Genomic DNA, 24,646 nt, shown 5'->3' on the forward strand with positions numbered 1-24,646 from the left:
CCGGCCCGTAGCCAATGGGATCGTACCTTGGGCGCGAGCCCATTAACTGTCAGAGGGCATTACTGACTTCGGCGTTTTGGGGTCGGGCTGGGGCTGATCCTGTTGGCGTCTCCCGGATGCGGCGGTAGACCGGGAGGTATGAGGTACGCAGACGGTGGCGGGATGAACGCCAAAGAGCGTGCACGGCGTGAGGCGGTGCGCCTGCGGGCGGCCGAGCTGTTCGCGGCCGGGATCGGCGCGCCGGAGGTGGCCCGGCAGCTGCGGGTGTCGCCGAAGTCGGTCTGCCAGTGGCGACGGCCAGGGCCGCCTGCTCTACTCCGCGGCGGAACGGCCCGGCCGGATGCACGACCAGACCGCCGTGCGCACCGAGGGCATCGCCGAGCGGTTCCGGACCCGTCCCGGAGTGAAGGCCAAGGTCGACTCGGGCTATCAGGGCCTGGCCAAGGAGTTCCCCGACCAGGTGACCGCGTCGCCGAAGAAGCCGAAAGAGGACGCCTGCGACGGCGACAAGTACGCCTGGCGCGAGGCGAGGCGACGGCAGTCCTCGGCCCGGATCTGCGTTGAGCACGCCAACGCCAAGCTGCGGCAGTGGGCCCCGATGCGGCGGTTCACCGGACGCCGCGAGGCCTTCCCCGAGACCCAGCGGGCCATCGCCGCCCTGATCTCCGACCGGGCCGCCAAGAGGCCCACCCGCCACGAGCACAGCACCGAACTCGTCCTCGCCCGCGACGCCGCCTGCTGATCACCCACCAGCCGAACCGTCAGGCCAGCACGCCCCGAACTCAATCGCGGGGGAGGTCGTTACTGCTACACCGGCCTGCCCCTGCCCCGACCGGGAACGTCCGCCAGGGTTGGGGCATGGTGGTGGATGATGTCGCGGGCTGCTTGCCGGGTTGCTTCGAAATCGATAGACGCCCTTCGGGTTGGTCGGCGAGTATTCGTGGGTGACAGATGGAGCCGATCACCAGAGACCGTCCATGCGGAGCCCGAAACAGGTCCGTTTTGTCGAGCTGAACGGCGGGGTGATGTCCGCATTGCTCGATGGAGACCTGCCCGCAGCCAGCAGGATGGCCGGGGTTTCGCTGACCGAGCACTTCGTGACGGACAGAGCGCGGTGGCTGTGGCAGTTCCGGCTCGATCAAATGGCCGCCGATCCTGACCATGCGCGGTGGATGGTGCGGCAGGCGGTCGTCGACGATAAGGGTCTCGTCGTGGGACACGGTGGGTTCCACGGACCGCCGGATGAGGTCGGCATGGTCGAGATCGGCTATGCCGTCGCCAGGGATACGCCCGTTCCACACTGATCGAGTTGCTTCGCCGGGCAGCAGCCGAAACCGCGGTCACGACCGTGCGGGCGACGATCAGCCCCGACAACGTGGCATCCCTGGCCACGATCTCAGGCTTCGGCTTCGTTGAGATCGGGGAGCAGTGGGATGAAGAGGACGGTCTCGAACTCGTCTTTGAGGTCCCTGCCCGCCGGGTTCCACCCGCTTGATGGGAGGGTTCGCGGTCGGCTGTGACTGGGGCGTCCGGCGAGGTAGTCAGGCCACGGCAGCGAGTGGGCGTCCTCCCCAGCAGCGAGTGGGCGTCCTCCCCAGCAGATGCCCTACTCGCTGCGGATGCGGGCGCCTTCGCGTCGTTGAGTGGCCAGCACGTCGGGATGGCGGGCATTGGCATTGCGCCGTATGACGGAACAGATGTAAGGGCTTCGCAGGGTGCGGCCCGGCGGCCGTTTCCAAAACTGATCCGCCATTGCGCGATTTCATACTCACAAGTATATTTTTCAGTATAGTAAGCGGTGATACTTTGTCGCATTTTGCGCATTATTTCCGCAGGGGGAATTTTTTGTGTAGATCGCCAGTGCGTTATCCGTCGGCATTGCGGCAGCCCCGCGATCCGCGCCCGCAGCCGTGGCGCGACCGTGTTGTCGGCTTCGTACGCCTGGAGGAGATCTCGTTGGAGGTGCCTGCGAGGGAAGGGAAACGTTCATGCACCTCGTCCCGCACACTTCTGCCCAGATCGTCCCGGGCGGTTTGTTTTGGGGAGTTGCGCGTCGGTCATCCCGTACGCGCAGGAGGTCCACGGCGCGTGGGGTCGGCCCTCGGGCGGTAGGTGAGGGCGACCGGGGTCCGGACGAGCGAATCCTCGTCCGTGCCGCGTGTCTCCACCGGTCCAGCCTCGCGCTGGCAATCTGGTAAGTGAGGACAGTCCATGGAGTTCCATCATTTACGGGCGTTCCAGGAGGTGGCCCGGACGTTGAGCTTCACCCAGGCCGGCAGGAACCTGCACTGCGCGCAGTCCACCGTGACCGCGCAGATCAAAAGTCTGGAGAGGAGGATCGGCGTGCTGCTCTTCCACCGCAGAGGGCGCTGTCCCATCAAGCTCACCGAGGCCGGCGTCCTGCTGCAGGAGCACGCCACGCTCATCCTGGACGCGATCGAGTGCGCCGACCGGGACGTCCGCCTCGCCGCCGTCCCGCGGCCGCGGGTCCGGTAACTCGGCCGCAAGCCGCCTGCCCCTCCCGACGGCGTGCGGGCTGCTCACCGGGGTACCTTCACCCCGGTAGTCGCAACGGATTGGACAGGGGAGGGTCCAGCTTGGTGGAGCGCGCGCCGTGCGGGACGGGCCGGCTTCCGGGACCACTGCGCGCACGGCCGCCGGAGAGCTGCCGCCGTGCGGAGGGCAGCGTCAGTCGGGAATGCGCTGCAGGGCCGGGAGCACGGTGTCCCACATCGACCGCAGCGCGCCCGCGGCGTCGTCCCGCCCGATGCCGAGGCCGGATTCATGAGTGCCGAGCACGAGCGCGGTCAGTAGCCGACCGAGCAGCTCCGGGCGATGCCCCACCGGGATATCCCCCTGCTTCTGGGAGAGCAGCACCAGGGACGTCATCAGGCCGTGCAGCTCGGCGAGGTGGGGCACCTCGGTGCACGCGGCCCGGGCGGCTTCCATGGTCAGGCGCAGGCCCGCCATGAACCGTATGTCTTCGGCCATACGCCGAGTCAGCTCCAGCGCCAGCCAGGTCAGCGTCTGCAGGGCGGGGCGGGCGCTGTGCCGGGCGTCGGCCGTCATTTCGCGCCAGCTCGCCTCGAAGGACTCGATCACCGCCGCAGCGAGTGCCGCTTTCGAGGGGAAGTGCCCGTACAGCGCGCCTTTGGTGAGACCGGTACGGGCCGCCACCCATTGGAGGTTGGTGGCGGCGAAGCCATGGGCCGCGAAAACCTCACCCGCCGCGTCGAGGATCACCGTGTGAGTAAGGCGTGCCCTCGCCTGCTTCATCTGGGCGCTCCTTCAGTTCAGACAGGTCGGCCGAGAATATCGTCGCATTCGCATCTTTTCTGATCCCTGTTCGTACTTTCAAGCAGTGACTCCATATTTCGGTAACAGTCCAGTTAATCCCCTTCATTAATCCCCTTCGGGTGTTGAGAGTCTGCTTTCGGACGAACGTGGCCGGTTCTCGTGGTGGTCCTGTATGCCTGTCGGCCAGGACTGGAGGCGCACGAATGACCCGCGGGAGTCACCGAAGCCGACCGATGATTTTCTGCCATTCACGCCGTGCGAACATCCCGCGGCGCCGCGGGATCCGCGGTTCACCAGCGCTGCGTCTCCGCGAAGAAGTCCGGCACCGCGAGGGCCTTCCCCACGGCGCGGGCCCGCTGGTGCACGAAGGCCCCGAGCGCGAGGTCGAGGATGCCGAGACCGAACGGCGAGAAGACCACCGGCCGGTTGTCCGGCACGGACACATCGCCGTTGAGCACCCCGGCCAGCGTCCCCGTGACGAACTCCCGTCCGCCCGTGGCCTGCTCGGCCAAGTGCGGCGAGGTGTTGGCCTTCATGCAGTGTTCGACGTCGTCGAAGATGTTGGACGCCGCAAGGATCACCTTGGGGGCGAGGTCGCGAAGCGACAGGTTCAGCACGATCTGGCTGGGCTTGAACGGCGTGTGTACATAGGGCGTGCCGGCGGTGGTGGTGAAGACGACCGTGTCAGCTTCCAGCGCGGTGCCGAGGTCGTCGGTGAAGCCGGCGTTCTCCCCGAGCTCGTCGTTCAAGTGGTCGACGAGCGCCTGTCCGGACTCGGCGTGCAGGTCGTGCACCACGTACGCATCGGGAGTACAGCCGGCCGCCTTGAGGTACTCGCACACGTTGCGGGCGATGATGCCGGCGCCGATCACGGCGACGCGGGTGCCGCGGTGGTCGCCCGGCCGCAGCGCGATGGCCGCGACGGCCGCGGACGCGGCGGTACGGGCGGCGCTGATCTGGGCCGCCTCCAGGCAGGCGATCGGGTAGCCGGTCTCGTAGTCGTTGAGGATCAGTAGGGCCGAGGCACGCGGTATGGACTTCTTCGTGTTGGACGGGAAGCTGGAGATCCACTTGATGCCGGCGAGCTGCACGTCGGCGCCGAGGAAGGAAGGCAGGGCGATGATGCGCGCGTCGGGCTTCTCGGGGAAGCGCAGGAAGTAGCTGTCGGGGTTGACCGACTCGCCGGCCTCGTGGTCCAGGTAGGTCTGCTTTACGAGATCGAGCACGGCAGGGCGGTTGCCGGTCAGGACCTCGTGGACCACCAGTCCGGGGACCAGGTCGAACTCGAACATGGAAGTGTTCTCCCTCTGTGGGTCGTGCTGGAGATCGCCGCTTGTCCGCGCGGGAAGGCGGCTGCCGTCGTGGCTTGGGGGGGTCACTACGTACGGGCCAGGGGGAGGAGCGCCTGCGGTCCGAAGTGCTGGAGGACCCAGGCGTCGTTGTAGACCGTGTCGAGGTAGCGGTCCCCCATGTCCGGGGAGATGCACACCGCGCGCAGGGCGCGCTGCGGGTCGTTCCGGTCGAGCCAGGTGCGGGCGCCGTCGACGACGGTTCCGGTGGAGCCGCCGAACAGCAGGCCCTGCGCCGACAGGGCGCGGCACATCCGGATGGCGGCTTCCTCGGGGACGTGCACCACATCGTCGAAGGCGTCCGGGTCGAGCATCGGTGGTACGACACCCGCGCCAAGGCCCGGTATCAGGCGGGTGGCGGCGGGGGTGCCGAAGCTGACGGACCCGACCGAGTCGATGGCAACGACACGGGCGGTGCTGCCGAGGTCGCGGAAGTAGCGCACGCAGCCCATCGCGGTGCCCGACGTGCCGACACCGACGAACAGGATGTCCAGGTCGGGGAAGTGCTTGAGGATGCCCTTCGCCGTCTCTTCGTAGTGGACCAGCCAGTTCGCCTCGTTGGAGTATTGGTTCAGCCAGACGTGGCGGTCGTCCTCGGCGCAGCGGTGACGTACGAGGTCGAGCCTGGCCTTGAGGAATCCGCCCTCGGGGTCCGGTTCGTCGACCACCACGAGTCGCGTACCGAGTGCCCGCATGACGGACGCCGTCAGGTCGTTGCACCTGCGGTCGGTCACACAGGTGAAGGGGATCCCCTTCGCCGCCGCGATGATGCTGAGGGCGACGCCGAGGTTACCGGAGGAAGACTCGATGAGGACGGAATCCTCACGGATGAGGCCGTCCCGTTCGGCGCTGGCGACCATGCTCGCCGCCGCCTTCATCTTGATGGAGCCGCCGAAGTTCAGTCCTTCGCACTTGATGTAGAGGCTGCGTCCCAGTAACGGTTCGAGGTCGACGTACAGATCCGAGTCGACCAGTTCATGCGGTGACGTGATGATGGGCACTGGCTGCTCACTCCGCGGTGACGAGGGACGGTTCGGGGCGGCGGGTGACGCGCACGACGGTGTCGGCGAGGGCGAGCAGGTCCGGATTGTGGGAGACGACCACCCACGCGCCGGGCCACATGCCGGGCACGGTCTGCCAGATGTCGCGCGCGGTCGGGCCGTCCAGCGACGAGTCGCAGTCGTCGACCAGGTAGACCTCGGCCGGACGGCACAGCATGCGGGCCAGGGCGAGGCGTTGCCGCTGTCCGCCAGAGAGCCGACTGGCCTCGCCCGAGTCGAGGAAGGTGTCCAGGCCCTCGGGGAGTTCGGGGGTGCCGGGACGCAGGTGGACGGCGGAAAGCGCCCGGTTCATGCGCTCTTCGGTGACCGTGTCGTCGCCGAGCCTCAGGTTGTCGCGGACGGTGCCGGCGACGAAGCGGGGCGACTGGCGGGCGTAGCCGATGTGCGGGGCGCCGAGCCGGCCGCGGTCACCGGTGATGTCGGTGTCGTTCCAGTGGAGCCGTCCCGCCGCGTCGGGTTGCAGCGCGAGCAGGGCGCGTACGACCGTGCTCTTGCCGACGCCGATGTCGCCCGCGATCGCGACGAGTTGACCGGGTCGGAGGGTGAAGTCGACCGGCTCGGGGGCAGGGCCGCCGTCCGGGGCGTGGCGGGTCAGACCGGTGGCCGTCAGCTCGCGCAGCGGCTCGACGAGGGCCGGCTGCGCCGGGGTCGGCTCCGCACCACTGCTCATGCCGGTCAGGCGCTGGTAGGACACCTTGCCGCTCTGGTAACGGGCGAGGATCTTGCCGAAGAAGAACATCTGCTGGCCCAGCCAGCTCGAGTACGTCATGAACAGTACGAGCTTGCCGACGGTGAAGTCGCCCGCGGTGATCCGCACGCTCGCGGTCAGCAGGACCACAGCTGTGCCGATCATGACCAGGTTGCGGAACAGGTCGGAGAGCAGGTCAGCGTAGACCTGGTACTTCTGCTGCAGACGGCGACGCCCGGCGAAGCTCTGCTCCAACTTGGCCATCCGACCGGTGATGGCGCCGGACAGGCGCAGATCGCGGATCCCGGTCAGCGTGTCCGTGATCGCGCCGCCGATACGGCCCTGCTCAACACGGATCTGCGTCTGCAGGGACGCCACCCGGTTCTTCAGGAAGATCGAGACGAGCAGTCCGCCGAGCAGCAGGACCAGCGGTACGGTCATGACCAGATCGGTACTGGCGAGCACGGCGACCGCGATGACGACAAGCACCGACCGGTAGATCAGATCGGTGGTCCACTCCAGCAGCCCCCCGATCTCCTCCGTGTCGTCGCGCAGCCGGTTGATCGTCTCGCCGTTGCTCACGGCTTTGTCGCGGACGGCGGGGCGGCTGAGCAGGCCTCGCAGGACACACACTTTGAGCCAGGCGCTGGTCTTGAAGATCAGCGTGAAGGTCAATTGCAGTCCGCCCCAGAGGACGACGGCCCGCAGCGCCATCAGCCCGACGGCGAGCGCGAGCAGCCACCAGGTCACGGAGTCGACGGAGCCGCCCCCGGCGCGGTCGATGAGCCGGGAGATGGCCAGACCGACGACGAGCGGGAGGGCGTAGATGACTGTCCAGCTCGCGATCGCGCCGAGGTAGAGGCCCCCCACCAGGCGGCCCGCATGGAACAGGAACCGGTTGAACGGTTGTGAATCCAGGTGGAGTTGATGCTCCCCGGGCGGGGCGGTGTCGGTGGACGGGCTCACTTGGCGGCTCCTTCGCGGGGACGGTCGACGTATGTGATCCGACCGCCGGCCATGGCGATGATCTGGTCAACGCCGTTCAGGGCGGCCTGGCGGTGCTCGACCATGACGACCGTGCGGTCCTTCGTCACGGTCTCGAGGAGGGCCGACCAGGTGCGCTCCGCCTCGGGATCGAGTTTGGAGACTCCTTCGTCGACGACGAGCAGGCCGACCGGCCGGATCAGGGCGCGGGCGCAGGCGACGACCTGCATCTCCCCCTCCGACAGGGCTCGCCCTGCCGTGCCAATGACGGTGTCGAGGCTGTCGGGCAGCGCGCGGATCCAACCGTCCGCGTTGAGCTGCTCCAGGACCTGCCAGATCCGGTCGTCGGAGACGGAGTCCTCGAAGAGGGCGACGTTGTCACGTACGGATGCGGCGAAGACGTGCGCGCGCTGGCTGAGCACGGTCAGCCGCTCGGCGAACTCGGCGGGGGCGACGCGGTCGACATCGACTCCACCGATCATTACGCGGCCTTCGTCCGGTGAGGCGAGCCCGCAGAGCAGGTTGATCAGGGTGCTTTTACCGGCGCCGGTCTGTCCGACGATGCCGAGGCTACGCCCGGCCGCGACCGTGAAGGACACGTCGCGAACCACCGGGGTACCGCCGTAGCCGAAGCTGACGTGCTCGAAGGCCACGTCCAGCGGTCCCTCGGGGAGGGAGCCGGGCGGCAGTGTGTCCACGCCCTCGCCAGCTGTCGGCTCCTCCAGGGTACGGGCCGCGGTGCCGAGGACGGCCATGGTCTTCTGCAACTCGCCCCACTGGGAGGACATCTCCTCCACCGGCTTCTGCAGCAGATCCACGTACAGGTAGATCATCGTCAACGTGCCGATGGATAGGGAACCTTGGCCGAGGCCCTGCAGCCCGAAGCCGAAGCCGAGACCGAAGGCGACGGCGAAGAACAACTGGGTCAGCGGCCAGAACGCGCGGCCGCTGATGTAGGCGCGGCCCTCGGTGCGCAGCAGCCCGGCCAGCTTGTCCTGGATGGTGTCGGTGGCCCAGACGGACTTGCCCAGCGGCAGCAGATCGTCCCGGGCGGCCAGCGAGTCGCCGACGAACCCGAAGAGTTCGGCCTGCTGTTGGCGGGCCAGCTCCCAGCGGGTGACGGCGCGTCGGGCCAGCCGGGTGAGGAGCAGGCACACAGCGACGATGAGCACCGCGATACCGGCGCCCGCGGCGGGGACCGCGACGACCATCACGGTGAGTGTGCCGAAGACGATCGCCACGTTGCCGATCATCTGGAAGCCGGCCTCGGCGATGGACTTGCCGACGATGTCGCAGTTGCCCTCGACCTTCTCCAGCACCTCGCCCACGGGGCGGCTCTCCACCTCCAGCACGGGGCGCTCGACGGCGGTCCGGCGCAGCAGCCGGGTACGCAGGCTGTCCGCGATCTGCCAGGCGCTGCGCACCGCCAGGTATCCGGCACCGATGCGGGCCGCGCCGCCGACCAGCGCGACGGCCAGATAGACCAGCGCGACGGTGACAAGCACCGACTGGGTGCTGCCCTCGGTGGCGCGGTCGACGAAGTACTGGACGAGCAGCGGGCCCGCCAGTGTGGCGAGGACGCTGACGATCAGCACGCTCAGGGCGCCGGCCACCACGGATCGGACGGGGCGGATCTCCTGGCGCAGCAGTCGTGTTGCTGTGTTCTGTCCACGGTTCATCCGGTTGGCGTTTCGGCGTGCTGCGACGTCATCGCTTCTCTCCTCACTACGGTGCCTGGCTGCGGACCTGTGCACAGTCGGCTGGAAGAAGAAGAACAAACCTCTTTCGACGGTTTCAAATGAGATCAGGCATCTCGATCGAAGTTCAGCTCCCTGAATCACACACGATTCATTTGATCGAGATGTCCGATCTCATTTGAAACCGTCGGGAAAGTTTTGCTGTCCTGGCAGCCACGGCGGCGGGCACGACGCCTCCACCGGATGCAGATACGCGCAGTCGAGCGCAGGCGCAGATGCGGACAGAGGGGCGATTTTGAACGAGTCCAGTGGGCTGATACAGCAGCTGCTCGCGGAGCAGGTCAGGACCCGGCCGGACAGCGTGGCCGTGGAGTACGGCGACGAGCGACTCACGTACGATCAGCTGCTCACGCGCGTGCGGTCGCTGGCCTGGTCTCTGCGCGAGGACCACAGGGTCGGGCGGGACACCTTGGTGCCGCTGCTGTTCGAGCGCTCCCTGGACATGGTCGTCGGCATCCTCGCCGTCATCGAGGCGGGCGGCGCCTGCCTGCCGCTGGACCCCAAGCACCCCGTCGCGCGGCACCGGTTCATCCTGAAGGACTGCGGAGCACGCCTGCTGCTCGCCAACACCGACTCGGACCCCGGCCTCGGCGAACTCGTCCATGTCCTCGACCTTCGCGAGGAGCCCTCCTGGCCCGAGCGGAACGCGGAGCTGCCGGTGGTCGGCACCACCGACGACCTCGTCTACTGCCTGTACACCTCCGGTTCCACCGGCGAGCCCAAGGGCGTACTCATCGAACACCGCGGGGTGCGCAACGTGGTGCGGTGGGGCGAGGAGTACTTCAAGATCACACCCGATGACCGGGTACTGCAGAAGACGACCTACACCTTCGACATCTCCATCATGGAGCTGCTCCTGCCCCTGATCAGCGGCGCCCGGCTCGTCCTGCTGGAAGCGGGTGCGGAGACGTCGCCGCCGGCGATCCGCGAGGCCGTCACACGACATGGCATCACGTTGATCCAGTTCGTGCCGTCGGGACTCGCCTCGTACCTGGCCGTCATGGACGTCGTCGATCCGCTGCCCGGTGTCCTGCGCTGCCTCGTAGCGGGTGAGCCGCTCAAGCCCGGTCTGCGCACGGCGTTCTACGCCGCCACCACCGGCTGCGACCTGTTCAACCTGTACGGCCCCACCGAGACGTCGATCTACGCGACGGCCTGCCTGGTGGACCGCGAGGCACCCGTGACGGTGGGCGGGCCGCTCGCCAACACGACGCTGCTGATCGTCGACAAGGACAACGTGCCCTGCCCGGTGGGCGCGACCGGTGAACTGCTCATCGCGGGTGAGGGGTTGACCCGCGGCTACCTCAACCGGGACGAGCTCACCCGCGAGCGGTACGTCCGTGACCCGACCGGCAGCGGTGACCGCGCGTACCGCACCGGGGACCTGGCGACCCGGTTGGAGAGCGGCGAGATCGACCTGGTGGGCCGCATGGACCACCAGGTCAAGATCCGCGGCTACCGCATCGAGCTCGGCGAGATCGACAGCGCGCTGTCCGCGCTGCCCGGCGTGCACAACAGCGCGGTGGTCGCCGCCGACATCAACGGCCGGCAGGAGCTCGTCGCCTACTGGGTCGGCGACGGCCGCGCTGACACCGCGTCCCTGCGTGCGGGCCTGTCCGAGTCGCTGCCCGCCTACATGGTGCCCGCCCGCTTCATGCGCCTGGACGCCTTCCCCCTGACCTCCAGCGGCAAGATCCAGCGCGCCGCCCTGCCCGCGCCGGACCTGGACGCCGAGTTCGACGGCACCGCGTACGTGGCGCCGGTCGATGAGATGGGCCGCGAACTGTGCGGCATCCTCCAGAAGGTCCTCGGCTGGGGGCGGGTGGGATTGGCGGACCGGTTCCTCGACCTGGGTGGCGACAGCCTCAAGGCCGTCCGCGTCGTTCTGCTGGCCCGCAAGCGGCTGCGGCGCGAGCTGGGCATGGACGCTCTGCTGCGCAACGAGACCGTCGCCGAACTCACCGCCCGCCTCCACGAGGCCGGGCAACAGGGCGCGGGCGACGCGCCGCCGGCGATCGGTCCCGCCGCCCCCGCCCCATGGCACCCGCTGTCCTCGGGCCAGCTGTCGATGTGGCTCCTGGAACAGGCCGGCGTCCCCCACGCGGCCTACACCGTGCCCGCCATGTACGAACTGCGCGGCACCCTGGACCGGGAAGCCCTGCACGGCGCGCTCGCCAGGCTCCTGACCCGTCATGAGTCGCTGCGCACGGCCTACGGCGAGGTCGCCGGGGTGCCCATGCAGCGGGTGCGGGAGGGGGCCACCCTCGACTGGCAGGTCACGACCGCCGCTGACGAGGACGCGGCGCAGCGCACGATCGCCGCCTTCATCCAGCGGGACTTCGACCTCACGGCGGGCCGCCTGGTCCGCTTCCTGCTGGTCGAGCGCGCCCAGGACCACCACGTCCTCGTCCTGAGTGCCCACCACATCGCGGTCGACGGCTGGTCGCTGACCGTACTGATCGACGACGTCATCGCCGCGTACAACGCCCTGCTCGACGGCCGGCAGCCCGAGGAGGCTCCTCCGGAGGTGCAGTACAAGGACTACGCGCACTGGCAGCAGCGGCTGCTGGACCAGCCGGCCGCCGAGGAGTCGCGCGCCTACTGGAGCCGGAGGCTCGCCGAGGCCGCCGAGCCGCTCGATCTGCCCGCCGACCGCTCGCGCCCCGCCACCCGCAGCTACCGGGGCGCGGTCCTGCGCCGCACGGTCTCCTCGGAGTGCCTGCAGGGCCTGAAGTCGCTGTGCCGCGAGGAGAGTTCGACCCTGTACGCGGGCCTTGGCGCGGCCCTGCGCGTGCTCTTCTACCGCTATACCGGTCAGCGCGACATCGTGCTCGGCACCTCGGCGCTCGGCCGCCCGGTGGAGGCCCTGCACGACCAGGTCGGCTACTACGTCAACAGCCTGGCCCTGCGCGCGGAGGTCGCCGCCGGCACGTCGTTCCGGACGCTGCTGCGTACCGTGCGGGACTCCCTCACCGAGTCCGTCCGGCACAGTGACCACCCCTTCGACCAGGTAGTCCGCGACACCCGCGCGGTCACCACGGGCAATCACAACCCGCTGTTCGACGTCATGGTGATGATGGATCCCGCGTGGGGCACACCCACCTCCGAGGCCACCGGACTGCAGATCCGGCACCTCGACCACCCCGTCCAGCACAGCAAGATGGACCTCACCCTCTTCTTCAAGGAGACGGACGAGGGCCTGAAGATCACCGCCGAGTACGCGACGGACCTGTTCGACAAGGTGCGCGTCGAGCGGTTGCTCACCCACTTCGAGACGCTGCTCACCAGCGTCACCGCCGCGCCTCTGGCCCCCGTGGAAGAGCTCGAACTGCTCACCGCGGCCGAGCGCGCGCTGGTGCTGACCGACTTCAACGCCACGGACACCGGTTACGAGACGGACACCACGGTCCAGCGGCTCTTCGAGCAGCAGGCGGCCCGCACCCCGGAGCGCACCGCCACCGTCGACGAGCACCGCGCCCTGACCTTCGCCGAGCTCAACGCCAAGGCGAACGCCCTTGCGTGGACGCTGCGCGAGGACCACGGAGTCGGTGCCGGCACCCTGGTCGCCCTGTACCTGGACCGGAGCGTCGACATGACGGCCGCCGTCCTGGGCGTGCTCAAGGCGGGCGGTGCCTATCTGCCGCTGTCCATCACCGACCCGGCCGACCGCACAGCCGCCATCCTGGAGGACTCCGGTGCCACGGTCCTCCTGGCCGACACGGCCCGCCTCCGGACGATGGCCGCACCCGACCGCACCGTCGTCGACGTCACCGCCTTCCCGGCGGACGCCGCCCGCGCCGACAACCCGCCACCGCTGGCCGGCCCCGACGGCATCGCGTACTGCATCTACACGTCCGGCTCGACCGGCGTGCCCAACGGTGTCCTGGTCGAGCACCGCGGCCTGGTCAACCGGCTCCGCTGGACGATCGAAGACCTGGAGCTGACCGAGCGGGACGTCATCCTGCAGAAGACGCCGTACGTCTTCGACGTGTCGGTGTGGGAGCTGCTGCTACCTGCCGTGACCGGTGCCCGCCAGGTGATGCTCGCGCCCGGCCGTCAGTCCGACCCGGCGCTGATCCGCGACACCGTCGAACGCCACGGGGTGACGGTGTTGCACTTCGTGCCGTCGATGCTCAGCCAGTACCTGGCCGCGGTCGAGCACGGCTTCACGGGCGTGCGCAGCGTCGTGTGCAGCGGTGAGGAACTCGGCAGGGACCTCGCCGCCCGGTTCTTCGCCGCCACCGCGGAGACGGGCACGCGGCTGCACAACTACTACGGGCCGACCGAGGCCACCGTCGATGTCTCGTTCCTCGAGGTCGCCGACACACCGGGGCCGGTCACGATCGGCCGCCCCGCCGCCAACACCCGCCTGTACGTCCTCGACGGGTCGGGCCGGCCCTGCCCGGTCGGCATCGCCGGCGAGCTGTACATCAGCGGCGTACAGGTGGCCCGCGGCTACCTCAACCGGCCCGGGAAGAGCGCCGAGAGGTTCACCGCCGACCCGTTCCGGCCCGGGGCGCGCATGTACCGGACCGGGGACCTGGCGCGCTGGCAGGAGAGCGGCGAGGTGCTCTACCTCGGCCGCCGTGACCACCAGGTCAAGCTGCGCGGCTTCCGTATCGAACTCGGCGAGATCGAGCAGGCCCTGGCCGGGCAGGCGGGCGTCGAGCGTGCCGTCGTGATGGTGCAGAAAGACCCGGCCGGCGCCGAGGGGCTGTGCGCGTACGTCGAGAACACGGTCCCGGGCGCGCCCGCGGCCCCCGCCGAGCTGCGGGCCGCCCTCGGCGCGCGGCTGCCGGAGTACATGGTGCCGACGTACTTCGTCTTCACCGACGCCATCCCAGTCACCCGCAACGGCAAGGCCGACCGCCGCGCCCTGCTCGCGCTGAGCGGCACCGCACAGGTCGCCAGCAGCCGGTACGTCGCACCGCGCACCGACGCCGAGCGGCGGCTGGCCGGAATCTGGACGGGGCTGCTGCCGCTGGAACGGGTGGGCGTGGAGGACGACTTCTTCGCGCTGGGCGGCAACTCGCTCAGCGCGCTGCAGCTGTCCACCCGCATCGGCCAGGTCTTCGGCGTCGAGCCGAAGCTCGCCGCGCTGTTCACCCACCGCACCGTCGCCGCCCAGGCCGGGCTGATCGCCGGCTCAGCGAAGTCGACATCGTCCGCGCCGGTGCCGACGCGCGTCGCGCGCGGCGAGCGGCACGTCCTGTCGTTCGCCCAGGAGCGCATGTGGTTCCTGCACATGCTCGACCCCGACAGCGGCGCCTACAACATCCCCGTCCTGGCCCGCCTCGACGGTGCGATCGACGCTGAGGTGATGGGGCAGGCCGTCGTGAGCCTGGTCGCCCGGCACGAGATGCTGCGCACGACGTTCACCAGCGAAGGCGGAAGCGTCTTCCAGACGGTGCGCGAGGACCTCCCCGTTCCGTACGAGGTACGGGACCTGGGCGACCTCCCGGCCGAGGCCGCACGCGCCGAGGCGGCCCGGCTGGTGCGTGAGATCGGCTCCACGCCTTTCCACCTCGGGGACTCCTCGCCACTGCGGGTCGTGCTCTGCCGGATCGACGACGGGGAGTGGCTGCTGCTGGTCGTGGTGCACCACATCGCGGGTGACGGCTGGACGCTGCGCCTGATGACGCAGGAGCTCTCCAGCCTGTACGCGCAGCACGCCGTCGGCGCCGGCGACCGGCTGCCCGCCCCCGCCGTGCAGTACATCGACCACGCGGCGGCCGTGCGCCACCCCGGCAACACGGCAGCCATCGAGGGTGACCTGACGTACTGGGTGGACCGTCTCGCGGACGCCCCGCCCCTGGAACTGCCCACAGACGAGCTGGACAAGGCCGTACTCGACGAGTCCGTCGGTGTTACGACCGTGCGGGTCGGCGCCGAAACCGGCCGCAGGCTGCGGGAGCTGGGGTCGCGCACCGCCACCACCCCCTTCGAGATCACGATGGCCGCCCTCAACCTGCTTCTGTCACGTCTGAGTGACCAGCAGGACGTGGTGGTCGGATTCCCGGTCCTGGGCCGGCCAGACATCAACCTGGAGGGGACGGTCGGTCTCTTCCTCAACACCATGGTGCTGCGCACCGACCTGACCGGCGCCCCCACCTTCACCGGCCTCCTCGAGCAGGTCAGCACGGGGGTGCGGGAGGCGTACGAGCACCAGACCGCGCCGTTCGAACTGCTCGTCGAGCGCCTCAATCCGGTGCGCGACCTGGACCGCACGCCGGTGTTCGACGTGCTGCTGAACTATCTGGGCGATCTGCGCGAGGACCTGACCATCGACGGCGTCACCGCCGAGGTCGACGACCACGCTTTCGACCTCCGGGCCAAATTCCCGCTCACCTTCTACGTCCGCGACGAGCCGGACGGCGGCATGCTGATCGAGCTGGTCCACCGGACCGACCTGTTCTCGCCCGCACGCGCCAGGACGATGGCCGCCCAGCTGGCCGAGGTCCTCGGCCTCGCCGTGACAGACCCCGGGCAGCCGATCACCTCGTACTCACTGATGGCCGGGGCCGCCGGGAACCAAGGGGCGGAGCTCGCGGCACCGCTGGAGCAGCCCGAGCAGCGGCCGGTGACCGAGCTGATCGCCCGCGCCGCCGCAGGCCATCCGGACCGGGTCGCCGTCCAGCAGGGCGGCAGGACGCTAACCTACGGCGAACTGGTCGCCCGCAGCGAGGCCGTCGCCCGCCGCCTGGTGGCGCGTGGCTGCGGGCGCGGAGATGTGATCGGGGTGACCGGCCCGCGCGGGATCGGCTTCGTCGTCGGCCTGCTCGGTGTGCTGCGCAGCGGGGCCGTCGCGTTCCCGGTGGACCCGGCGCTGCCCGAGGGGCGCAAGCGCCACCTCCTGGAGATCGGCAGGCCTGGTCTGTTCGTGAGGGTCGTGGACGGTGCCGACGACCGGGCGGCGGCCCCCGTCACCGGCGGCCTGGAGACCGTCGACGTCGATGCCGGTGGGCTGTCCGCGCACGACACGGACGGAGCCGCCGCGACACGGCTCCCGGTGGTGTCCGCTGCGGACCCGGCTTACCTTTTCTTCACCTCCGGCACCACCGGCCTGCCGCGGGGGGTGCTCGGCCGACACGGTTCGCTCAGCCACTTCCTCACGTGGCAGGCCGCCGAGTTCTCCCTCGGTGAGAACGACCGGTGCTCGCAGCTGACCAGCGTCTCCTTCGACGTGATGCTCCGCGACACGTTCCTCGCGCTGGTCTCGGGCGCCACGCTCGTGGCGCCGGAGGCGGCGGACGAACTGGGCGGCAAGGCCATCTTCCGCTGGCTGGACCGCGAGCGGGTCACCGTCCTGCACGCCGCCCCGACCGTCCTGCAGACCTGGCTCCTGGACGCCCCCGACGACGCCCGCCTCGAAGATCTCCGGCTGACGTTCTGCGCGGGCGAACCCCTGAAGGCCGCCCTGGTGGAGAACATCCGCGGCCGCTACCCGAGCACCGAGGTGGTGAACCTGTACGGGCCGACGGAGACGACGATGGCGAAGTTCTTCCACCGCGTCCCGGACGGGCCGCTGCCCCCGATCCTTCCGGTCGGCACGCCGCTGCCGCAGACGCAGTGCGTCGTGATGCGCGACAGCGGCGACGGCGCCGTGCTGTGCGGTGTCGGTGAGCCCGGCGAGATCATCATCCGCACCCCGTTCCGCACCTACGGCTACCTGAACGACCCGCGGTCCACGGACGCGAGCTTCTTCCGAAACCCGCTGCGCGAGGACGAAGCCGATCTGCTGTACCGCACCGGTGACATCGGGCGGCTGCGCCCCGACGGACTGCTGGAGATCCTCGGCCGCGCGGACCACCAGGTGAAGATCAGCGGGATTCGCATCCAGCCCGCCGAGGTCGAGAACGCCCTCACCGGGCACCCGGCCGTCTCCACGAGCATCGTCGTCGCCCACAAGGACCCGCGCGGAGAGGCCCACTTGGTCGCCTACGTGGTCCCCGAAAATCGCGACCGGGACGGGCTGGTCCTCGCCGCGGAGCTGCGCGCCTATCTGACGGGCCTGCTGCCCGGGGCGATGATCCCCGGCGAGTACATCGCCCTGGACCGTGTCCCCACCAACGCCAACGGCAAGCCCGACCGTGCCGCCCTGCCCGCGCCGCGCTTCGTGCAGGACCTGCCGCCGAGCGTGTCGGCCGCCCCCCGCACCGACGGCGAGCGCGGCATCGGCGACATCTGGGCGACCGTGCTTGACCGTCCCGTGCCGGGGGTCGAGGACGACTTCTTCGCCCTGGGCGGTACGTCGCTGAAGCTGCTGCGCCTGTACGCACTGCTCGACGAGCGCTTCCCGGGCACCTTCCGCGTCGCCCAGCTGTTCAGCCACCCCACGATCGCCACGCAAGCGGCGCTGGTCGCGCCCGTCCCCACCCAGTCTGAAGACGAGGTCACCGAGCATGAGTTCTGAGATCAACGCGAGCGGCGCGGCCCGCGGCACAGGTGCCGTGGCGGGTGCCACCGGGCCCGCGGCCGGCGCCGGCCGGGACATCGCCGTGATCGGCATGGCGGCCCGGCTGCCCGAGGCGGACGACCTCCATCAGTTCCTGCGCAACCTGCGCGGGGGCCGCGACAGCGTCCGTCAATTGACCGAGGACCGCATCACGCGGACCTCGCTCTCGCCGACCGAGCAGTACCAGCTGTGCGGCTTCCTCGACGACATCGACACCTTCGACCACGCCTTCTTCGGTATTTCCAGGGGCGAGGCGCACAACATGGCGCCCGAGCACCGGCTGCTGCTCCAGGTCGCCTACCAGGCGGTCGAGAACGCCGGCTACGCCCCCAGGACGCTCGACGGCGTGCGTGGTTCGGTGTACGTCGGCGACACGAAGATCGAGTACGACCAGCTGGCGCTCGACCCCGAACCGACGATGGTGATGGGTACACATGTGTCCGCCATCGCCGGGCGGCTGTCGCGCTTCTTCGGCCTGCATGGCGCCTCCGCCATGGTCGACTCGGCCTGCTCGTCCACCCTGCTCGCCGTGCACCACGCGGTGAACGACCTGCTGCTCGGCGAGTCCGAGCTGGCCATGGTGTGCGGAGTCAGCCTCAACGTCCTGGCCGACCGCAAGAGCGGTGACCTGGACATCGGCATCCGCTCGGCCGACGGCAAGGCCCGGGCCTTTTCCGCCGACGCCGCCGGCACCGGCTCGGGCGAGGCCGTCGCCGCCGTCCTGCTCAAGCCGCTCGACGCAGCCCTGCGCGACGGCGACACGGTGCACGCCGTCATCAAGGGCACCGCCGCCAACAGTGGTGCGTCCCGCTCCAGCACCCTGACCGCTCCGGACAGCTCTGCCCAGGCCGAGGTCATCGAACTGGCCTGGCGCAAGGCGGGGATCGACCCGGCGACCGTCTCCTACGTCGAGGCCCACGGCACGGGCACCCGTCTGGGCGACCCGATCGAGATCGAAGGACTCGACCTGGCCTTCGGGCGGGTGACCGGGCAGAAGAACTTCGTCGCCCTGTCGACCGTGAAGTCCAACCTCGGCCACACCTGGAGCGCATCCGGTCTGGTCGGCCTGATCAAGGCGGCCCTCGCCCTGCGCAGCCGGCAACTGTTCCCGAGCCTGCACGCCGCCGAGCTCAACCCGCTGATCGACTTCGCGAACTCGGCCGTGTCGGTCACGCGGGAGCTCACGCCCTGGGAACCAGCCGTCGGGGTACGCCGCGCGGGCGTCAGCTCGTTCGGCGTGATGGGTACCAATGTGCACGCGGTCCTGGAGGAGGCACCCGCCTCCCCGGCCCCGAGCGCGCGGGGCTCCGGCGGAACGTACTTCGTCCCGCTGTCGGGCAAGAGCGCTGCCGCCCTCGAAGCCAACGCGGCCGCGCTGCGCCGCTGGATCGAGGAGCGGCCGGAGCTGGAGCCGGCGGACATCGAGCGCACGCTGACGGCGGGCCGCGACCACCACCCGTACCGCATCGCCCTGACCGCGAGCAACCTGGCCGGGCTCACCGACGCCCTCGCCGCCGCGCCGCTCGCCTCCACCACGCCCACCGGGCCGGTCACGACGGCACTGCTGGTCTCGGGTTCCTGCCAGGCCACGCCCGCGCTCACCGCCGGGCTCCGGGCCCGCCACCCGCACTTCAACGGGCTGTACCAGGAGGCCCTGGACGCGGCGTCCGGGCTCGGCCTGTGGGACGAGCAGTTCGCGTTCCAGTACGCCTTCGTGGGCTTGCTGCGCCACATCGGCCTGGACTTCGAGCACGTCGTCGCCCAGAGCGCGGGCAAGCACGCCCTGGACGCCGCCAATGGCCGCGTCGGTCTCGGAGAGGCGCTGCGCCGCGCCGCGGCCGAGGACCGGTCCGTGCCCGCGGACCTCGACGCCCGCGTGGACCGGCTCCTGGGCAAGCTCACCGGCCCGCGGCGGGTCCTGTTCGTGGAGGCGGGCCCGCTGTCCACGATCTCCCGGTTGCTGACCGAGCGCGCGGGAGAGGGCTACGACGTGGTGGCCGTGGACGAGACCGGCTTCGCCGGCTTCCTGCGCGGCCTGTACGCGGCGGGTGCCCAGTGGCGATGGGACGCCCGCACCGGTCCGGGCAGCCGCATCGAGCTGCCGTCGTACCAGTTCGACCGCATCCGCTGCTGGCTGGACGACAGCAAGGTCCGCACCGGCTCTACGACGGCCGCCGACGTGACCACACCGTCGGCCGTGACCGGACCGGCGGCCGTGACCGAGCCCCTGGAGGCCGTCCTGGAGGTGTGGCGGGACGTCCTCGGCCTCGACTCGCCGGACACCGACGCCTCCTTCTTCGACCTGGGCGGCGACTCGATCAGCGGCATGCAGGTCATGAGCCGCCTCAGCGCCCTCTTCGCCGTCGAACTCGACGAATACGCCATCTTCGACCACGAGACCCCGCAGCAGCTCGCCGCCCACATCCAGGCAGCCCTGTCCGTCCCCGTGGCGGCGCCCGTGGTGGACACCACTCCGTCGGAGGCGTTCCCGGCCTCCCCGGCCCAGCTGAACATCTGGCTCGCCTCGCAGTTCGAGGGCGGTTCCGCCGCCTTCAACCTCACCCGCAGCTTCCGGCTCGACGGGCAGGTGGACACGGACGCTCTGCGGCAGGCCCTGGACGCGCTGGCCCGCCGTCACGAGGCCCTGCGTGCCACGTTCGCCTTCGCCGACAGTGAGCTGACCCAAGCCACGGCCGCCGCCGGGGAGTTCACAGTCCCCCTCCAGCTGGAGGGGTCGACCGAAGCCCGGCCAGACGACACCGGCATCACGGCGTACGTGCGTCCCTTCGCGGCCACCCCGTTCGACCTGGCGGCCGGTCCCCTGGTCCGTGCCCAGCTGGCCGGCTTCGCGGGCGACGAGCACGTCCTCACGCTCAGTACGCACCACATCGTGGCCGACGGCTGGTCACTGGAGCTTCTGGTCCGCGACCTGTCCGCGTTCTACGCCTCCTTCGCGCGGGGCGTCCCACTCGGACTGCCGGAGGTGGAACTCGGCTACCGCGACCACCACATCGAGGGCAGGCAGCGCGCCGACGAGCGCAAGGAGGAGGCGTCCGCGTACTGGATGGAACAGTACGCGGACGTGCCTGCGGCGATCGACCTGCCGGTTCGCTCCGGCGTCGGCGGCGAGGCATTCAGCGGCGCCTACCGCGACTACACGGTGCCCGAGGCACTCTGGGAGCGGCTGAAGCGGTTCGCAAAGGACGAGGGCGGTACCGCCTTCTCCTCGGTCGTCAGCGCCTTCGCTGCACTGCTCGCCCGCTACACCGACCAGGGCGAGCTGGTGCTCGGCACCTCGCTGAGTGGTCGCGGCAAGCCGGGCACCGAGCAGCTCGTCGGCATGCTGGTGCGCACGCTGCCGCTGCGCGTGCGGATCGACGACGAGGCCGACTTCCGGGCACTGTTCAGCCAGGTCCGCTCCCGGTTCACGGCCGGCGCCCGGCACAGCGACTACCCGTACGAGGAGCTTGTCCAGGAGCTTCAGCAGCGCGGGCTCGCCCGCTCCCCACACCTGTTCAACGTGCTGATCGAGTTCGAGCAGTTCGCGGGCGACGACGAGCGAGCCCTGCACGCGATGGGGAACGAGAGCCTGCGGGTGACCCCCTTGGACGTCACCCTGCAGACCAGTGTGTTCCCGCTGAACATCATGCTCGCCGAGCAGGCCGGCACCCTTGAGGCGGCCATCCGCTTCGACACCCGCCTGTTCGACGCGCGCATCGTCGACCAGCTGTGGGAGTCCTTCACCGGACTGCTCGGCGCCGTCCTGGACCGCCCGGACGCGGCCCTGCGGCAGATCCCGCACCTGACGGAGGCCGAGCAGCGGCGCGTCCGCGCCATCGGCGCGCACGACTTCGACTTCGACGCCTCGCTGAAGATCCACCTGGCGGTCGAGCGGTTCGCCCGCACGAGCCCGGACCGCGTCTGCCTCGTGGCCGGCTCCGAGCAGCGGACGTACGCCGGTCTCAACGCTCGTGCCAACCGGCTCGCCCGCTACTTCAGGGACGAGCTGGGGGTGGGGGTCGAAGAGGTCGTGGCCCTCGTCATGGACCGTTCCATCCTGACTGTCGAGGCGATCCTCGCGCTGTGGAAGTGCGGCGCCGCCTACCTGCCGGTCGACCCGGGCTATCCGCCGTCGTACGTGCGGTCGATGCTGGAGTCCTCGCAGGTCCGCGTCGTCGCCGTGGACCCTGCACGGATGTCACCCGAGCTGCGCGGCCACATCGGCGACGAGCGCACCGTGGTCGAGTTGACGGACGCCACCGGCGCGGACCTCGACGCCGGCGACCTGGACGTCACGACCGGCGACTCGGCGATGTCGTACGTCATCTACACCTCGGGCTCGACGGGTGTGCCGAAGGGCGTGATGGTCGAACACCTCGGGATGCTCAACCACCTCCACTCGAAGATCAACGACCTGTCGTTGACCGAGCGGAGCGTGGTGGTGCAGAACGCGTCGAACAGCTTTGACATCTCCGTGTGGCAGATGTTCGCGGCTCCGTACGTCGGTGGCAGGACGGTGATCTACGAGGCCGCGCTGCAGCTCGACCCGGTGCGCTTCGGCGAGCGCCTCGATGCGGACGGGATCACGGTCCTCGAGGTCGTCCCCTCGTACCTCGACACCATGCTCGACACCTGGGAGCGCGTCGGCCGCCCCTTCGGTCTGCGGACTCTCACCCACCTGATGGTGACCGGCGAGGCGGTGCTGCCCCGCTCGGTCAACCGCTGGCTGGCGCACTACCCGCACATCCCCGTCGTCAACGCCTACGGCCCCACCGAGGCGTCCGACGACGTCACGCACTACGTGATGGCCGAGCCCGTGAACACGGACACCGTGCCGCTGGGCGCGCCGATCCACAACACCCTGATCTACGTGCTGGACGAGCACCTGCGGGTCTGCCCGCAGGGGATGAAGGGCGAGCTCTACGTCTCGGGCATCGGCGTCAGCCGTGGGTACCTCAACGCTCCCGAGCAGACCGCCGCGGTGTTCATGCGCGACCCCTTCCAGCCGGAGCGGCGCATGTACCGCACCGGCGACGCCGGGCGCTGGACCGCGGAGGGCACCCTGGAGTACCTGGGACGCACCGACAACCAGGTCAAGGTACGGGGCTTCCGGATCGACCTCGGCGAGATCGAGCGCCGCGTGGACGCCTGCCCCGGTGTGAAGGCGGCCGCGGTCGTCATCCGCGCCGACGCCAAGGACCGGCTGTGCGCGTACGTCGTGCTGGAGCCCGGCACCACGGTCGCCGAGTGCCGCACCCTGCTGCACGGCGAGCTGCCCCACCACATGGTCCCGGCCGACTTCGTCGCGATCGACGCGATGCCGCTGACGTCCAACGGCAAGATCGACCGCAAGTCCCTCGCCCGCATCGAGCCGCCCCGGCCGCGCGCCGCCGGTGTCGCCGGGCCGCGCACGGAGTCGGAGCGAGCCCTCGCCGGGATCTGGCGGGAGGTGCTGGGTGCCGAAGAGGTCGGCGTCCATGACCAGTTCTTCGAGATCGGCGGCAACTCGCTGCGCGCCATCCAGATCCTGTCCCGGATCCGCAGCCAGCTGGGCGTGGCCCTGGACCTGGAGGTGCTGTTCTCGCAGCCGACCATCGCTGAGCTGGCCACGGCCCTACAGCACGTCGAGGGCCGTGCGGACGGGGACGAGGCGATCGTCAGCCTCGGCGGCCCGGGCACCTACCCGGTCGCGCACACGCAGACCCTGTTGCTCGGCATGGAGGAGACCTACGCCCGGCCCGACGGGTTCAACCGCAACGACCTGTACGAGCTGCACGGCGACGTCGACGCGGTGGCGCTGGAGCGCGGCTTCGCACGGCTCGTAGAGCGGCACGAGACGCTGCGGACGACGTTCGCGAAGGAGGGCGGCCGGTGGACGCAGATCGTCCACGCGCCGGGCGCGCTGCCGCTGCCGTTCGCGGTCCACGACTTCTCGGGCCGGCCGGCCGCCGACGCCCGTGCCTTCGCCGAAGACCGGGTTCGGGCCGCCTTCGCGGTGACCGAGGAGCCGCTGATGCGCGCCGACTTGCTGCGCACGGACGAGGGCTGGCTGATGGTGACGTCCATGCACCAGCTCGTGTCCGATGGGCGAACAGTGGACGTGCTGGTCGAGGACTGGCTGAGGCTGTACGACGCCGAGGCGGAGGGCCGCGGCGCGGAACTCGACCCGTTGGCGGTGCAGTACAAGGACACGGCCCAGTGGCGCAACGCCCGTATGACAGGTGAGCGGGCGGAGGAGCACCGCGAGTTCTGGAGGGAGGAGCTGACGGGCGCCAGTACGGTCGTGCCGCTCGCCACAGACAGGCCGCGGCCTGCCCGGACCGCCTTCGCCGCGGGCCGGCTGCGCCGCCCGGTGCCGGAGGTCGCCTCGCGCCTCGCGAGCCTGGCGGGCGCCCACGGGGTGACGGAGTTCGTCGTCGCCAAGACGGCGGTCAGCCTCCTGCTGCTGGCCGAGACCGGCGGCAGCGACATCACCGTCGGCACGTACACCCGGGGCCGCAACCGTCTTGACTTCGAGAACCAGCTGGGCTTCTACATCAACACCGTTCCGCTGCGCACACGGCTGCAGCCCGACGAGACGGTTGCCTCGGTGCTGCGCACCGCCCAGCACGACGTGCTGCGCGCCTTCCAGCACGAGGAGTATCCGTACGGGTGGACGATGCTGGACCTGGGCTGGGAGCGGGGCCCGGACCGCAGCCCCATCTTCGATGTGATGGTGGCCATGGACATGGCCGAGGCGCCGGAGCCCTCCGGCGCGGACGGACACCTGGTGGAGTTCCGCCGGCTGGTGCTGCCGCGCCGTGCTAAGGAGGCCGACCTGCAGTTCGTATTCGACCGCGCCCCCGACGGCGGGACGGAGATCGCGGTGACGTACAACTCCGAGATCTTCGACGCCTCCCGCGTCGAGCGCATGGCCGGGCGGCTGGAGGGGATCGTCGAGGGTCTCGCCGAGAACCTGCCGCTGATCGAGATCCTGAAGAAGGAGCCCGGCTCGGCCGGGTAGTCACCGGACCTGCGGGGTGCCGCCGTGCCGTCGCCACGGCGCGGCGGCACCC

The 24,646-nt window shown here is 70.0% G+C and carries 10 protein-coding genes and 2 pseudogenes; 6 read left to right on the plus strand and 6 right to left on the minus strand.

Annotated elements, in window-relative coordinates; all coding sequences use genetic code 11:
- Window positions 1-162: 162 nt before the first annotated feature.
- The 3 genes and pseudogenes from ACFPZI_RS16400 to ACFPZI_RS16410 all read left to right on the plus strand — a co-directional run.
- A pseudogene (locus ACFPZI_RS16400) lies at window positions 163-243 on the plus strand (hypothetical protein); the annotation flags it as partial.
- A 64-nt stretch (window positions 244-307) separates the two neighbouring features.
- Window positions 308-742: a transposase family protein gene (locus tag ACFPZI_RS16405; protein WP_381363743.1), complete on the plus strand. Its 435-nt coding sequence runs from the start codon at window positions 308-310 to the stop codon at window positions 740-742.
- Between the two features lie 235 nt (window positions 743-977).
- Window positions 978-1,304 (plus strand): GNAT family N-acetyltransferase, encoded by a 327-nt coding sequence (locus tag ACFPZI_RS16410; RefSeq protein WP_381363697.1) that lies wholly within the window; start codon window positions 978-980, stop codon window positions 1,302-1,304.
- A 302-nt stretch (window positions 1,305-1,606) separates the two neighbouring features.
- On the opposite strand, the pseudogene ACFPZI_RS16415 reads toward ACFPZI_RS16410, so the two are convergent.
- Window positions 1,607-1,684 (minus strand): annotated as a pseudogene (locus tag ACFPZI_RS16415) (integrase); the annotation flags it as partial.
- Window positions 1,685-2,211: 527 nt separating this feature from the next.
- Here ACFPZI_RS16415 and ACFPZI_RS16420 point away from each other — a divergent pair.
- The gene (locus ACFPZI_RS16420) at window positions 2,212-2,496 is read left to right on the plus strand and encodes a LysR family transcriptional regulator (RefSeq protein ID WP_381363699.1); all 285 of its coding nucleotides are present in this window, start codon (window positions 2,212-2,214) and stop codon (window positions 2,494-2,496) included.
- Window positions 2,497-2,688: 192 nt separating this feature from the next.
- Here the strand turns inward: ACFPZI_RS16420 and ACFPZI_RS16425 are convergent, their stop codons facing one another.
- The 5 genes from ACFPZI_RS16425 to ACFPZI_RS16445 all read right to left on the minus strand — a co-directional run bounded on the left by ACFPZI_RS16425 (window position 2,689) and on the right by ACFPZI_RS16445 (window position 9,058).
- Entirely contained in the window at window positions 2,689-3,276 is a 588-nt protein-coding gene (locus ACFPZI_RS16425; protein ID WP_381363700.1) for a TetR family transcriptional regulator, read from the minus strand.
- Between the two features lie 311 nt (window positions 3,277-3,587).
- Entirely contained in the window at window positions 3,588-4,589 is a 1,002-nt protein-coding gene (sbnB, locus tag ACFPZI_RS16430) for a 2,3-diaminopropionate biosynthesis protein SbnB (protein ID WP_381363702.1), read from the minus strand.
- 86 nt (window positions 4,590-4,675) lie between these two features.
- Window positions 4,676-5,647 (minus strand): 2,3-diaminopropionate biosynthesis protein SbnA, encoded by a 972-nt coding sequence (gene sbnA / locus ACFPZI_RS16435; protein ID WP_381363704.1) that lies wholly within the window; start codon window positions 5,645-5,647, stop codon window positions 4,676-4,678.
- 7 nt (window positions 5,648-5,654) lie between these two features.
- On the minus strand, window positions 5,655-7,361 hold the full coding sequence (locus tag ACFPZI_RS16440; RefSeq protein ID WP_381363706.1) for an ATP-binding cassette domain-containing protein: 1,707 nt from the start codon (window positions 7,359-7,361) through the stop codon (window positions 5,655-5,657).
- Window positions 7,358-9,058, minus strand: coding sequence for an ABC transporter ATP-binding protein (locus tag ACFPZI_RS16445; RefSeq protein ID WP_381363708.1), 1,701 nt, complete (start codon window positions 9,056-9,058; stop codon window positions 7,358-7,360). The genes ACFPZI_RS16440 and ACFPZI_RS16445 overlap by 4 nt, the downstream gene beginning before the upstream one ends.
- A 313-nt stretch (window positions 9,059-9,371) precedes the next feature.
- On the opposite strand from ACFPZI_RS16445, the gene ACFPZI_RS16450 reads away from it, so the two are divergent.
- Window positions 9,372-17,549, plus strand: coding sequence for an amino acid adenylation domain-containing protein (locus ACFPZI_RS16450; protein ID WP_381363710.1), 8,178 nt, complete (start codon window positions 9,372-9,374; stop codon window positions 17,547-17,549).
- Entirely contained in the window at window positions 17,539-24,594 is a 7,056-nt protein-coding gene (locus ACFPZI_RS16455; protein WP_381363712.1) for an amino acid adenylation domain-containing protein, read from the plus strand. The genes ACFPZI_RS16450 and ACFPZI_RS16455 overlap by 11 nt, the downstream gene beginning before the upstream one ends.
- Window positions 24,595-24,646 lie beyond the last annotated feature (52 nt).

Origin of the sequence: Streptomyces chlorus (assembly GCF_042655885.1) — a bacterium.
GTDB lineage: Bacteria > Actinomycetota > Actinomycetes > Streptomycetales > Streptomycetaceae > Streptomyces > Streptomyces chlorus.